This is a genomic window from Pseudoalteromonas sp. S3431, from assembly GCF_000690035.1.
Lineage (GTDB): Bacteria > Pseudomonadota > Gammaproteobacteria > Enterobacterales > Alteromonadaceae > Pseudoalteromonas > Pseudoalteromonas fuliginea.
On record NZ_JJNY01000007.1, the window covers coordinates 1 to 13,251 of the forward strand.

Sequence of the window (13,251 nt, forward strand, 5' to 3'; positions counted from 1 at the left end):
TTTTTATTTAGAACAACTAGATACAAAAATATTTGCCTAGTTTTAGCGTAATTTTCTTAACGTTAAATAGCCCATATATAAGCAGATTGGTATTAAATAAATTAAGGGACTAATAAATATGCGGCGTTTTATAACAATAATGAGTGTGGTGTTCGTGTTAACTGGCTGTTCTGGCGTTACTTTTCATACAGATATAGACAACGGCGTTTTATCTCAAGAAATTGGCACCTATGTTAATAAAAGAGATTTACAGCAGTTTTATAGCGACCAAGAAGCACACGAAAGTGGCGCTACCCTTTTAGGGCGAATAGAAGGTGAAAGCTGTGATGGCGACGGTATGGGTAGCAATAATGTAAGTTACAATCGCTCTAAATCAAATGCTATCGATTTACTTAAAGCTGATGCCATGCGCAGAGGCGGGAATGCTTTTACTATTAACTCTTGTAGCGAAACGTCTGTATCGTATTGCGACTTATCTGTTTTATGTAGCGGACAAGCCTACGACTATCAATAAGTAAAAGTGCAAATTATATATTAAGCGCAAAGCTAAGTAGTACGCGCTTTCCAGACTCGATTTTAGATACGCTGTGTTCGTACTTATCGGGTCTAAACAAATACACACGATTAAATAAATTTATAATGCATTTTGAGCATTTAAATACCCCACCTGTTTTAGGTTGCTCTAATACAAAATTGAGCTTGTAATAGCGCCCTTGCTGCACGGGATCAATATGGTTCATTACGCTGTGATTAGTTGGGTAAGTAACAAGGTTTATCGAGAATGTATTACTGCTAAAAATAGCTTTGTTTTTAACGGTTGCAATCATACTGCCTCCTATGAGTTTATATGCCTTATTGTAGCATTTAGTAAATTATGAATACTTAGGCTAAACAATATCAAAATACGATGTTATATAGCTAAACAGCCTGAAACAAAAAAGCCGAGCTTAATAAAGCTCGGCTTTTAAAAGTACATTGTTTAGCAATTATGCACTTGGGTATTCGCGGTACGCACGCTCTATATTTTTAGCCTGCTTTTTAGAAATACCTAAATGAGCAAGGGCTACACGTAAACGAGCACGTGATAAGTCAGACCCCAATATTTCCATTGCATCAAGCACTGACGTACTTGATGTTTTGCCTGTAATTGCGACAAAAATTGGCTCTAAAAAGTCTTTAATTTTAAGCTCGTGGAATGTTGCAACTTCTTTTGCAATTGCAAAAATAGCTGGCTTTTCAAAGCTACGTAAACCTTCAAGCTGCCATACAAAAAATTGCAGCGCTTGGCGAATCACGTTTTCGTCTGCTTTGCCGGCTGTTAATAGCGCAGGATCGTAAGTTGGAATACCACCTACAAAGTGCCCTGCAAGCTCAACCATATCCGACAGCGTATTAATACGTGTTTTAACTTCTGGTAATATTTTAGCGAGCATTTCGCCGTTAAACTTCCAATCAACAAAGCGCTGAATTAACTGCTCGTCGGTTAGGTTTTCGCGGATCCACATGCCGTTTAACCAGCTTAATTTATCTACGTCGAATACTGGACCACCAAGCGATACGCGCTTCATGTCGAAGTTTTCAATCATCTCATTAAGTGTGAACTTTTCACGCTCATCAGGCATTGACCAACCCATACGACCTAAGTAGTTAAGTACGGCTTCTGGCAGGTAACCCATTTCTTTATAGTAATTAATAGATGTTGGGTTTTTACGCTTAGACAGCTTTGATTTATCTGGGTTACGTAGTAATGGTAAGTGACCAAGTACTGGCGCTTCCCAACCAAAATCTTCGTAAAGTTTTAATAACTTAGGTGCTGAGTTAATCCATTCTTCACCACGGAAAATATGGCTAATTTGCATGTGGTGGTCGTCAACTACGTTCGCTAAAAAGTACGTTGGGAAACCATCTGCTTTTAATAACACTTGCATGTCTACGTTTTCCCACGGGATCTCAATTTCATCACGTAGGTAGTCGTTAAACTTAAATGTGCCTTCGCTTGGGATTTTCATACGTATAACGTAAGGTTTGCCTGCCGCTAAGTTTGCTTTAATTTCTTCATCTGTGTGGTTTAAACCACGACCGTCGTATTTAGGGCGCAAGCCTTCTGCCATTTGCTCTTCACGCATTTGATCAAGCTCTTCGCTTGTTGCAAAGCAGTAAAACGCTTTGCCATCGTCAACTAACTGATGCGCGTATTTTTTATATAAATCGCTACGCTCAGATTGACGGTAAGGACCAAATTCGCCACCCACATCAGGACCATGATCCCACTCAAGCCCTAACCAACGTAGGCTATCCATAATCGCAAGTTCAGACTCTGGCGTGCTACGTACTTGGTCTGTATCTTCTATACGAAGTACAAATTCACCGCCTTGTTGTTTAGCAAAACAGTAGTTAAATAAGGCGATATAAGCGGTGCCAAGATGCGGGTCACCAGTTGGCGACGGGGCAACACGGGTGCGAATTGTCATGGTATATTCTCTTTAAATAAGTGAGATAATAAAAGTGGTTTATGCAGCTACTTTGTTTAAGTAAGCAATAATATCGTTTGATTCATACAGCCATTGTACTTGACCGTTTTTCTCTATACGCAGGCAAGGAACTTTAACTTTACCGCCTTGCTCTAGTAGCTCTTGACGATATTGCTCATTGTCTTTTGCATCACGCGTTTCTATGTTTAAGCCTTCGCGTTTAATGGCGCGACGTACTTTTACACAAAACGGGCATGCTTTAAATTGATACAGTTTAAATTGTGAGGTTTGCAGATCAAGCTGTGCTTGCTCGTCGCTTGCGCGCTTTTTACTGCGAGGAGTAAATACAAAATTAAAGAATAAGATTATACAACCTAAAAACCAACGAACTAATTTCATGTTCTGTGCTCTGCTTACAACAATTTAAGGAGCCAGATTTTAGCACAAATTTACAATCAAAAAAGTGTAATACTGCGAGAATTACACTCACGTAATTTAATTTACTAAAAGTGCTTCTATAGCAATACCATATCATCCCTATGAAGTACTTCTGCGCCACTATCGTAATCGAGTAATTGGCCTATTTGACTAGAATGAGCACCCTTTATTTTGTTTACCTCGGTACTACTAAAGCGCGTTAAGCCCCGTGCAATCACTTGATTTTTATTATCTATTAAATCAATTAAATCACCGCGTTCAAAACGTCCAAATGCATTAGTAACGCCTTTAGCAAGTAAGCTTGCGCCTTTATTTTGCAGCGCTGCAATAGCACCTGTATCTATAACAATTTGGCCGGTACTTTTAGGCCCAGCGAGTAGCCATTTTTTACGGCCATCTTTTGGAGCGGTGAGTTTTAAAAAGCGTGTACCTGGTAACTCGTCACTCATACATTTTAAAATAACGTTTTTACCTGCGCCTTTAGCAATAATAACTTCAACACCTGCACGCCTTGCGATGTCGGCTGCTTGTAATTTGGTTGCCATGCCGCCAGTACCTAAGTTTGTACCACTGCCACCAGCAAGTTGGCGCAGCTCATCGTTTATATGTGTTACTTCGCCAATGAGGGTGGCATCGGCGTTTGTGCGCGGATCGCTGGTAAATAACCCTTCTTGATCGGTAAGTAGCAGTAACTTATTAGCATTAGCCAAAATAGCGACAAGTGCCGATAAATTATCGTTGTCGCCTACTTTTATTTCACTGGTTGCGACTGCGTCATTTTCGTTAATGATGGGTACAACGTCGTAATTTAATAACGCATTGAGTGTATCGCGGGCATTAAGGTAGCGCTCTCTGTCGTCTACATCGGCGCGAGTAAGTAGCATTTGCCCTACGTTTACACCGTATAAAGCAAATAGGCTCTGCCAAATATGAATAAGTTGACCTTGTCCAATTGCAGCAAGCATTTGTTTATCAATTAAGCTTCTGCCACAGGGTTTTAATAGTTGTTCGCGCCCAGCAGCAACCGCGCCGCTCGATACTAAAATAACGTGATGCCCCTGCTTTTTAAGCTCGCAGCATTGGCGTACTAATTCAACCATATGTGCTTTATCTAGTTTATCGGTGCCGCCAGTGAGTACGCTTGTACCAAGCTTTACAACTATTACCTGTTCCCTTTGCATGTGCTTTTTACTACTGATTAATTAAAGATGAATTAATTTATACCAGCTCGGTATTTTTGAACAAGTTAAAAATATTCATGCTAGGATCTGATTTTATTAAATTATGTAAATTACTCTCTATGCCTGCCAGTTTATGTTTAATTATTGCCACCTTTTTATGGGGCAGCTCTTTTATTGCGCTCAAATACGCCATTGCCATTTACGACCCTGCATTGGTGATATTTTTACGCATGCTCACCACGTTAGTTTTGTCGCTTTGTTTATGGCGCTACGTTATTCGGTTTGAGTACTTAAAAGGTGACTGGAAGTATTTAGTGGGTATGTCGCTTGCTGAGCCTTGCTTGTACTTTTTATTTGAAGGCCATGCAATGGAATACACATCAGCCTCGCAGGCCGGTGTTATTGTCTCTTGCTTGCCTATTATTATTGCGCTGCTTGCCTTTGTATTACTTAAAGAACATATAAGCAAAGCCATTGTTGTCGGCTTTACGCTGTGTATTGGCGGCAGTATTTTACTTACGCTTCTTTCACCCAGTTCTGAGCAGGCACCTAATCCGTTACTGGGTAACTTTTTAGAGCTTATGGCTATGGTGTGCGCTGCATTTTATACCGTAAGTATTAAACATTTAGCTAATCGCTACTCGCCCCTGACTTTAATTGCGTTGCAAGGTATTAGCGGCAGCTTGTTTTTTGCGCCGTTTTTGTTTTTTATCGACCTACCAAGCGAAAACCAACACGACTTAACCGCGCTTATGAGCATTTTGTATTTAGGTTCGTGTGTAACCCTTGGCGGGTATGGCATGTACAACTATGCAATTAGCAAGGTATCGGTATTAACCGCTGCTGCGTACTCTAATTTAATTCCTATTTTTACACTTATTTTGTCAGCTATTATTTTGGGCGAAGTGCTCAACGTTTGGCAATGGCTGAGCATATTTGTGGTATTTATTGGCGTAATGGTAAGCCAGCGCCATCAAGAACTCGTGGTGGATATACCGCTTAGCGAATCAGGCGAAGACATTTGCGCAGATACAAGCAATCTTAAATCAGTACCCGAGGCAAGCGAATCAAAAGGGTAACAGGTAAGCAAATACAGCCCAGGTGTTTGTAAAAATGAGTTTTGGGATTGATGAATAACCTCAATCCCCGTTACCTTATAATTTTGAATCACCCCACTTTGCAGTTGCAAAGTAAACGCCTCTCCCACTTTGGCGTTTTGTAAAAATGCAAAGTGGGTGTCGTTATGCCCGGCTATTAGCGCGCCCTTTTCGTTTCCAAACTCTTTTCCGCCAAGCTCTCCTGCGGGTAAAAATTGGCTAGGCGCAAACGCTAAGTTACGGCCACTCGCTCCAGCCAATACACTTAATGTTTTATTATGACTTGGCCAATCAAGCTTTGCAGTAACGTAGCTGTCGGCGTAATACCACGGTTTTACTTTAGTGCCGGGTGATTTAAGCGCCTCTTGCCATGCTTGCTCAATTAATACTTGAGCAAGCCACGCTTTTGCCTGCATATAAGCGCCGTGACCAAATAATCCAAGCCCAGCTATTAGTAAGCCCACGCTTAGCCACTTTTTCATTTACGTGCCCTGCTTAATTTAAGCCCTCGATTTATTTTAAGCGCGCTAAATCCCAATAATAAAATACAGCCTAGTAATATATGTAACCTGCTTTGCCCATCGGTTTGCGGTAAACGCATTGCCATACCTTGTGGTAATGCATTAGTAGCTTGCGCCGTTTGCTCTGCCACTTCTTTTATTTGAGTTTGTTCAATCGCTATAAAAGCAGTAAACGGACTAAGTAATTGATGAGTAAGCGCAAGATCCTGTACTTCATCTTTAACTGTACTTTGCTCGTTGTATAAAAGTAATGACTTGATTTTTTGGCGCGCCCACAGTTTTGCTATACCTTGAGCGCTTGAACTATTTTGTGTACTTAATTTAATACTTAAAGGCCCTTGTGCTGCTTGCCCAGCAAGTACCACATTTTTAGCATTATTAAGTTTTATAGCGACCATGATAGGCTCGCCAAAATATAAATCAGGTAGTGGTGATGGCCAAAAATCTAAGTTGTTACCGCTTTCATCGCTTAGTGCCAAATTAGTAATAGCCGGATGTGCTAGCTTATCAAACAACTGCTGCATTTTAGGTTGCACCTCGCTTGTGCTGCCTATAAACGTGAATGAGCCTTTACCTATATCTGCTGCTCGGCGCATAAAAAAGCTGTTAGGTGCGCTGCCAATACCCACTGTAAATAAGCGGCTATCGCCTAACTTACTTTGAATATTTTTAAATAATGCATCTTCATTACTTACGCTGCCATCAGTTAAAAATACAACTTGGCGTACAAAACTATCAAACTCGCTACCATCAAGTACGGCATTAAGCGCACCTTGTATTTCAGTGCCGCCGTCGGCCTCTAGGCTATAAATAAATCGCTCTGCACGGCGCAAATTAAAGTCACTGGCTATTAGTGGTTTATCGCTCATTGGAGTTACTATGTTGTCAAAACCAATAATGTTAAAGCTGTCGTCGCTATCAAGTAATGAAAGTGCATAAAACAAGGCTTTTTTAGCTTGCTCCATAGATTGCCCGTGCATAGAGCCTGACGTATCAACTACAAATACCATTTCACGAGGTAAGCGCTGAGTTTGTGTAAAGTGATCCCCTGGTGGCATTAGCATAGCAAGCCCGTATCGATCACCATTTTCAAACTGCTGAGTAAAAAATGCGGCTTGAGCCTGCTCTTTTTGCAGCGGTTTAAACTCAAGTACAAAATCGCGATTAACTGCATTTGTCTCATTTAAGGCTATTTTATATTGTCCAAACGCAGTGTTTTGTACATCAACATTATGAAATTTAGAATTGATATCCACCAGCTCTAAGCCTACGTCTATATTAATGTTTAAGCTAAATTGGCTGCTTGGTACGTTATCATTTTGAGTACTGCTTTTAATACTGTAAACAGGGCTTAACCATCCCGTTAGGAGTGAGTTAACGTGCGCTTGATTTTGAGTATTAACCTCAACCTCACCACTAATCGCGTGATAACGCGGTGTAATGGTAGTAGGAAACCTAATAGCAAATGTGCCGCTGCTGTAATCAATTATTTCTTGATACTCAAGCTCAATAATCACTTGCTCACCAGGGCCAATATTCGCCACATTAGTAATAAACATATTGGCGCGTTGCTGGCGTACAAGGGCCGCTTGCTTACCTGCTTTTTTAGCCTCCTCGTATTTTTTTTCGGCTTCCACTTTTTTATCAATTTGGCCTTTAATGACTCGCTCACCTATACGCATCGTCATGGCATGTACGGCGCTTTCATCAGGCAATGGAAAAACGTAGCGCGCGTTGACTGCAAACGGGTTTTCGTTTTGATAGGTTTGCGTTACTACAACATGATTAATTAGGCCGGTTAAGGTCATATTGGCGTCGCTTTTTAATATTATTGCTGGGCTTGCTGGCGCACCATTACTATCAAAAAGCTCTAACTTGGGTGATTGCGCATGGCTTTTAAAACTTGCTAACAGCACAATCGCTATGAATATAAAAATGCTTAATTTCGTAAGCATTTTGGTTGGTTTACTCAACATAAAATCACTCCATCGAACGCTTTATTTTACTTAGATTCAGTTAGATTTAGTTACTCGCCGTTTGGCCATTTACTGGATTCATTGAGCGAGTGGTAAGCGTTACACGTCTATCAAAAAAGTTATCTTCTACTGTGTTGCTACTTGTCAATGTCTGTTGCTCGCCAAATGCTTGCGTGCTTAATCGTTTATGGCTTACACCATGTTTTATTAAGTAGCTTTGCACGGCATCTACACGCGCTTTAGAAAGTAAAAGGTTGGCTTGCTCGTCGCCGCGTTGATCGGCAAAGCCACTTAAATCAAGTGCGAGTTGTGGTTGGTTGTTTAACAAGGTAACCAGTTGGTCTAACTGCAGTGCAAAATGCGGGGCAATAACACTTGAACCTGTTTTAAATTGCACCGTCATCGCCAATAAGTTATTAATTTGAACTTGAGTTAACTGCTCATTTTGATTGGCAAGCACTTCTAGCTGCTGCTCTAACATATTGTTGTGGTTAAGCACGTGTTGGTAATCGCTGGTTTTTTCTTTCATGACCGTAATTGCACGCTCTTGCTCTGCAATTTTGTTATCAGCTACTTTTGAATCACCTATTAAGCCACCGGCAAATGCCCCAATAAACGCACCAATTGGCCCGCCCACTACGCCGCCAATAATAGCGCCTGCACCTAAACCAATAGCCGTTTCTTTATGGGCTTCTTTTGATGGCGTGTTAGATGTTGAGGCAATTGCTGGAGTACAAAAACTAGCAACGAGTGTTAACGCAATTAATGTCTTCTTCATGATTTGATCCTTAAACTTACTTTTTAATTTGTGATGTTTTGTTTTGATGGGTGTATTAAAACAAGCTCAAGTGGCAGCAAAGGGGATCAAAAATGGCAAACTGCTGAGCAATTGTGGCAAAAAAATGGCAATTGCCTTTTTAACCTTACTTAGCTTAAAAACTTCGATATAGTGCACAACAGAGCCGATAGGATAATGATTAAAATGAAAAAAATAGCCATCGTTGAAGATGAACCCGCAATCCGCGAAAACTACATAGAAATGCTGAGTGCACAGGGCTACCAAGTCAGTGGCTTTGCCGATCGCGCCAGCGCTGAAGCTGAATTTAAAAATGCCCTGCCCGATTTAGCCATTGTTGATATTGGTCTAGGCCATGAAATAGATGGTGGTTTTTTACTGTGCCAAACATTGCGATCGCTTTCTAAAACACTGCCTATTATTTTTTTAACCGCCCGCGATAGCGAAATAGATACCGTATGCGGCCTGCGCATGGGCGCCGACGACTACCTAACAAAAGACATAAGCTTGGCTCACTTGGCTGCACGTATTGGTGCGCTGTTTCGCCGAATGGAAGCACTTGAACAACCCGCTGATGCAAACGCCCTCATAGCACGCGGGCAGTTAACGCTCGACACGCAACGTATGCAGGTATTTTGGCAGCAACAATTAGTTGATTTAACCGTAACCGAATTTTGGATGCTGCATTCACTCGCCCAGCGACCAGGCCATGTTAAAAGCCGTAACGATTTAATGAGCGATGCTAAAATTTATGTAGACGACAGCACTATTACTTCACACGTAAAACGTATTCGTAAAAAGTTTATAGCACTCGACAGCACCTTTGATTGCATAGATACCGTGTATGGCATGGGCTATCGGTGGGAACAACACTAATGCTACGATTTGGTCTGCGCAGTAAATTTATATTGCTTTCATGTTTTTTGTTTTTGCTGCCGTGGCTTGGCTACGAGTACGTATGGGAAATGGAAAAGTTTTTACGCCAAGGCCAAGAAAAAACCCTCGTAGGCACCACTCGCGCACTTGCTACCGCATTGCATGAGCGCCCTGCATTATTTGACGAGCAAACCAACTTTTTAGACCAAGTAGTAAAAGGCCGCGATTTATACGCTTATAATCTTAAAAATCCTATTCAGCTCGACGGTAAACTTAACGATTGGGACAGCTACCAACCGCTATTTTGGCATTACGATAAGCGCTACTTACAAAAAACAGATAACAAACATCAAGCCCGTGACTTATCGTTTTATCATATGGTGGGAAAATTTGATAACTACTTATACGCCGTATTTAAAGTAACCGACAATACCCTTATTTATCGCGCTAAAAATAGCTTAAGTATTACCAATAACGATTATTTACAAATTGGCTTAAAAACACCTGACGGCCAATTTAATACCTATATAATTGCGCCACGCCAAGATGGCTGGGTTAATGCGTTTGATGCAAATACCAAAGCCCCTTTTACAAAAATTCAGGGCTATTTTGAAAGTACCGAATCAGGTTATAACGTAGAGCTGCGCTTTCCTATTAGCATGCTAGGCAACAAACTTGGCTTTGCTATTGTTGACGTAGATAGTAAAGAGGCATTGTTAGAGCCTAAAATAATGTCGACCTCAAACTTAAATAACCCAAACGATTTAGGCTCAGTATTAGTCCCTTCTCCAGAAATTAGCCGTATTTTAAAAGGCATGGGCCACAGTGGTAGCCGCATTTGGGTGGTCGATAACCATCATCGCGTACTTGCGCAATCGGGTACTATTCAAAATGCAGATGGCGTATGGGCTGATGGGCTTGCTAACCAAGCACCTGAAACTTGGTGGCAGCGCTTTGAGCAAAATTACTTACACCCTATTTACTATAAAATATTAACGCGCCCCGAAAATGAGTTTTTAGATACCCTGCACGATGTAGCCTCTATGCAGGGCACACATTTAGCGAAAGCATTAAAAGGACAACCAGCATCGTCTTGGCGATTAACACCCGACAGTAAAGCCGTTATTTTATCGGCCGCTTACCCTATTTGGATCCAAGACCAAGTAATTGGCGCGGTAATAGCAGAGGAAACCACAAACGGCGTACGTACGCTGCGTAACAAATCGCTCGAAAAACTCTTTAACGTTATTTTAGCTGTGATGCTAATTGGTACTGTCACCTTGTTCTTTTTTGCCTCACGTATATCAAACCGAATTAGGCGACTGCGCGATACTGCTGAGCAAGCGATTGATGCACAAGGGCGTGTTACCGGCAGTATTAATTACAGCGACGCTAACGATGAAATTGGCGACCTATCACGTAGTTTTTCAAACATTGTGAGCCGACTTGGTGGCTATACCGATTACTTAGAAAACATGTCGTCGCGGTTATCACATGAGCTGCGCACGCCGGTTGCCGTAGTGCGCTCGTCACTCGAGAACTTACAAAGCTTGCCACAAAACGAGCTGAGTCAAAAATACCTCGATCGCGCCAGTGAGGGCGTTGAACGCTTAGGGAAAATAATAACCACCATGAGCGAAGCCACTCGCCTTGAGCAAAGTATTCAAAGCAACGAGCCTGAGCCTTTTGATTTACAAAAAGTAATAAATGGCTGCATGCAAGGCTATCAGCTTACTTACCCAAACCAGTTATTTACGCTTGATGTAGGCCAAAACAAATTATCTATGCAAGGTGCACCGGAGTTTATAGCTCAGCTGCTTGATAAACTTATTAATAACGCGCTGGAGTTCAGTGAAGCCAATACGGCTATTAATGTAAGCCTTAAGCAGAGCGAAAATAAAGTAATATTAACTGTGAGAAACACAGGCCCTGCTTTACCCGAAGGATTAACTGAGCATATTTTTGATTCAATGGTGTCGGTACGTAGCCAGCAAATGCAGCAACAGCCACATTTGGGGTTAGGGCTTTATATAGTAAGGCTGGTGTGCGATTACCATAAAGGCAGCGTAACTGCGCAAAACAACGAACAAGCTGATGGTGTCGTATTTACCGTAACACTGCCGTTAGTAAATGGTTAGGGCTGTATTTATACCGTTATATTTATAGCCACAGCATTATATGCAAATAGTAAGTACGTAATAAATTAAGCTGTATATTTTTAGTTAAAAAGAGTTAATTTAATTTACCTTAACTCCATATAAATTAACAAACAAACCCCTCTCACCCCTTAAAACCTGCCGATTACAATTTAGTACAACTTCATATGTAACTATTCACTTTTAATTCAGTCGAACGACCATACCCTAGTTGCTTATTGAGGAGATTACTTTATGAAAGAATTACTAGAACGTGAAGAGCTAGACTTTATTTTTGACCTATATAGGCCATCTAAAAAGCCTAAATCTGAAAATGTAAAACCAAAGAACGCTAATTATAAAGAACTTCGAAAACCCGACATACCTAAAAACGAAGGCGTGTCACACTATTTAATTTAACTCAGCCTAACGTTGTTGAGCTTCCAATTTCTCGCTTTGTAAAAATGCTTTAATGCAGTTTATTTCTGCTAGTTTTACTTCTTCGCCTATTTCAGGGCCTTTTTTGCCATTTTTAAGCGCATCTTGCACTACTTGCTTCTTATCCATTTTTTGCAGCTCAGTATGAATTGCTCGCAGTTTAGCTGCTTGCGGGTATGGCTTATCAACCAATGTTTCACCACGGCCTTGCGCATCACATTGGCACGCTTGAGTAAACGCTATAAAACGATTCGGATGCACCAAAGCATTTAAGTTAGTCACTATTAGCTTGTGAACGGTTTGCGGCCTTAACTGATCAATTGTGTGGCAAAGGGTGTGATTATCACTGGTGAGTACACCAACATTGCGAAAGCGATTAGGCACTTTTAAGCGCTCACAAAACGCCTCAATAATTGCAACACCTTCGCGTTCGTGCCCACGTAAATTTCCATACTTTTTAAAACTAAGCGCCTTACCAAAGTCATGAGTCAGCGCTGCAAAACGAGTTTCCAAATCAAAATTTAAATCTGCGGCGCGTCTAAGTACCAACATAGTATGCACAAATACATCCCCTTCAGGATGATGATTTGCTGGCTGCGGTACATTAACCATGCGCTCAAGCTCTGGGAAAATACCCAAGCCTTGCAATGCTTCAAAATAAAGCTCTGGGTGTTTTTCGCCAAGTGCTTTTTCGGTTTCAAGCCACACGCGCTCAGGTACTAAATGATTTAGCTCACCTTTATTTTTAAGCTCGCGCATCAATGCATACGTACTTGGGTGAATACGCCAATCACTGCCATAGCGCGCTAAAAAACGGGCAATACGCAGTACCCGTACAGGGTCTTCTACAAATGCAGCGGTGGTATGGCGCAGTATTTTATTTTGTAAGTCAGTTTGACCATTAAACGGGTCAATAATATCGCCGTTTTCATCAAGCGCCATTGAATTTATGGTTAAATCACGCCTTGCTAAATCTTCTTCTAGCGTAACAGTTGGGCTTGCATCAACCACAAAGCCAGTATAGCCTTTGCCGCTTTTGCGCTCTGTGCGCCCTAGTGCATATTCTTCTTTTGTTTTTGGGTGCAAATAAACCGGAAAGTCGCTACCTATTGGTACAAAACCGAGCGACTGCATTGTATCAGGCGTTTCACCAATCACTACATAGTCGTTATCTTTTGATTTTATATTTAGCAGTTTGTCGCGCACTGCACCGCCAACGAGGTAAACTTGTTTTAAGTTACTTTTCACTTTATTCCCAATAACACTTGCCCAATTGTTTGACGCTAATCATATCATTAATTAAAAAATTCTGCGGTATTTGC

General features: G+C 41.2%; 13 protein-coding genes. 5 read left to right on the forward strand and 8 right to left on the reverse strand.

Annotation, left to right across the window (positions count from 1 at the left end):
- The first annotated feature begins 118 nt into the window (after positions 1–118).
- Entirely contained in the window at positions 119–514 is a 396-nt protein-coding gene (locus tag DO88_RS16365) for a hypothetical protein (protein WP_033037979.1), read from the forward strand.
- 13 nt (positions 515–527) lie between these two features.
- On the opposite strand, the gene DO88_RS16360 is transcribed toward DO88_RS16365, so the two are convergent.
- From DO88_RS16360 to proB, 4 genes are all read right to left on the reverse strand, one after another.
- Entirely contained in the window at positions 528–827 is a 300-nt protein-coding gene (locus DO88_RS16360) for a hypothetical protein (protein ID WP_007377003.1), read from the reverse strand.
- A 159-nt stretch (positions 828–986) separates the two neighbouring features.
- The gene (gltX, locus tag DO88_RS16355) at positions 987–2,471 is read right to left on the reverse strand and encodes a glutamate--tRNA ligase (RefSeq protein ID WP_033037980.1); all 1,485 of its coding nucleotides are present in this window, start codon (positions 2,469–2,471) and stop codon (positions 987–989) included.
- 39 nt (positions 2,472–2,510) lie between these two features.
- Positions 2,511–2,870: a glutaredoxin family protein gene (locus DO88_RS16350; protein ID WP_033037981.1), complete on the reverse strand. Its 360-nt coding sequence runs from the start codon at positions 2,868–2,870 to the stop codon at positions 2,511–2,513.
- A gap of 116 nt (positions 2,871–2,986) precedes the next feature.
- Entirely contained in the window at positions 2,987–4,090 is a 1,104-nt protein-coding gene (gene proB, locus DO88_RS16345; RefSeq protein ID WP_007377006.1) for a glutamate 5-kinase, read from the reverse strand.
- Between the two features lie 119 nt (positions 4,091–4,209).
- Here proB and DO88_RS16340 point away from each other — a divergent pair, with 119 nt between their 5' ends.
- Positions 4,210–5,169 (forward strand): DMT family transporter, encoded by a 960-nt coding sequence (locus tag DO88_RS16340; protein ID WP_033023620.1) that lies wholly within the window; start codon positions 4,210–4,212, stop codon positions 5,167–5,169.
- Here the strand turns inward: DO88_RS16340 and DO88_RS18655 are convergent.
- From DO88_RS18655 to pdsO, 3 genes are read right to left on the reverse strand one after another with little or no spacing between them, the layout of a single operon-like run.
- Positions 5,064–5,669, reverse strand: a complete 606-nt coding sequence (locus tag DO88_RS18655; protein WP_081824594.1) for a class GN sortase — start codon at positions 5,667–5,669, stop codon at positions 5,064–5,066. The two genes, DO88_RS16340 and DO88_RS18655, sit on opposite strands and share 106 nt — an antisense overlap.
- Positions 5,666–7,684, reverse strand: coding sequence for a marine proteobacterial sortase target protein (locus DO88_RS16335; RefSeq protein ID WP_033037982.1), 2,019 nt, complete (start codon positions 7,682–7,684; stop codon positions 5,666–5,668). Before DO88_RS16335 ends, DO88_RS18655 begins: the two co-directional genes overlap by 4 nt.
- 46 nt (positions 7,685–7,730) lie before the next feature.
- Complete coding sequence (pdsO, locus tag DO88_RS16330) at positions 7,731–8,462, reverse strand: sortase-associated OmpA-like protein PdsO (protein WP_033037983.1); 732 nt, start codon at positions 8,460–8,462, stop codon at positions 7,731–7,733.
- Between the two features lie 204 nt (positions 8,463–8,666).
- Between pdsO and pdsR the strand changes: the two genes are divergently transcribed.
- The 3 genes from pdsR (at position 8,667) to DO88_RS18945 (ending at position 11,911) form a co-directional block, all read left to right on the forward strand.
- Positions 8,667–9,356 (forward strand): proteobacterial dedicated sortase system response regulator, encoded by a 690-nt coding sequence (pdsR, locus tag DO88_RS16325; RefSeq protein ID WP_033038032.1) that lies wholly within the window; start codon positions 8,667–8,669, stop codon positions 9,354–9,356.
- On the forward strand, positions 9,356–11,494 hold the full coding sequence (pdsS, locus tag DO88_RS16320; RefSeq protein ID WP_033037984.1) for a proteobacterial dedicated sortase system histidine kinase: 2,139 nt from the start codon (positions 9,356–9,358) through the stop codon (positions 11,492–11,494). The genes pdsR and pdsS overlap by 1 nt, the downstream gene beginning before the upstream one ends.
- A gap of 252 nt (positions 11,495–11,746) precedes the next feature.
- Positions 11,747–11,911: a hypothetical protein gene (locus tag DO88_RS18945; protein WP_002961633.1), complete on the forward strand. Its 165-nt coding sequence runs from the start codon at positions 11,747–11,749 to the stop codon at positions 11,909–11,911.
- A gap of 6 nt (positions 11,912–11,917) precedes the next feature.
- On the opposite strand, the gene DO88_RS16315 is transcribed toward DO88_RS18945, so the two are convergent.
- On the reverse strand, positions 11,918–13,177 hold the full coding sequence (locus DO88_RS16315; protein WP_033037985.1) for a multifunctional CCA addition/repair protein: 1,260 nt from the start codon (positions 13,175–13,177) through the stop codon (positions 11,918–11,920).
- Between the last annotated feature and the right edge of the window lie 74 nt (positions 13,178–13,251).

Coding starts and splice junctions, on each gene's coding strand:
- pdsS (WP_033037984.1), top strand. CDS start 9,356: ATGCTACGATTTGGTCTGCGCAGTAAATTTATATTGCTTTCATGTTTT.
- DO88_RS18945 (WP_002961633.1), top strand. CDS start 11,747: ATGAAAGAATTACTAGAACGTGAAGAGCTAGACTTTATTTTTGACCTA.
- gltX (WP_033037980.1), bottom strand. CDS start 2,471: ATGACAATTCGCACCCGTGTTGCCCCGTCGCCAACTGGTGACCCGCAT.
- DO88_RS16340 (WP_033023620.1), top strand. CDS start 4,210: ATGCCTGCCAGTTTATGTTTAATTATTGCCACCTTTTTATGGGGCAGC.
- pdsR (WP_033038032.1), top strand. CDS start 8,667: ATGAAAAAAATAGCCATCGTTGAAGATGAACCCGCAATCCGCGAAAAC.
- DO88_RS18655 (WP_081824594.1), bottom strand. CDS start 5,669: ATGAAAAAGTGGCTAAGCGTGGGCTTACTAATAGCTGGGCTTGGATTA.
- pdsO (WP_033037983.1), bottom strand. CDS start 8,462: ATGAAGAAGACATTAATTGCGTTAACACTCGTTGCTAGTTTTTGTACT.
- DO88_RS16350 (WP_033037981.1), bottom strand. CDS start 2,870: ATGAAATTAGTTCGTTGGTTTTTAGGTTGTATAATCTTATTCTTTAAT.
- DO88_RS16335 (WP_033037982.1), bottom strand. CDS start 7,684: ATGTTGAGTAAACCAACCAAAATGCTTACGAAATTAAGCATTTTTATA.
- DO88_RS16365 (WP_033037979.1), top strand. CDS start 119: ATGCGGCGTTTTATAACAATAATGAGTGTGGTGTTCGTGTTAACTGGC.
- DO88_RS16360 (WP_007377003.1), bottom strand. CDS start 827: ATGATTGCAACCGTTAAAAACAAAGCTATTTTTAGCAGTAATACATTC.
- proB (WP_007377006.1), bottom strand. CDS start 4,090: ATGCAAAGGGAACAGGTAATAGTTGTAAAGCTTGGTACAAGCGTACTC.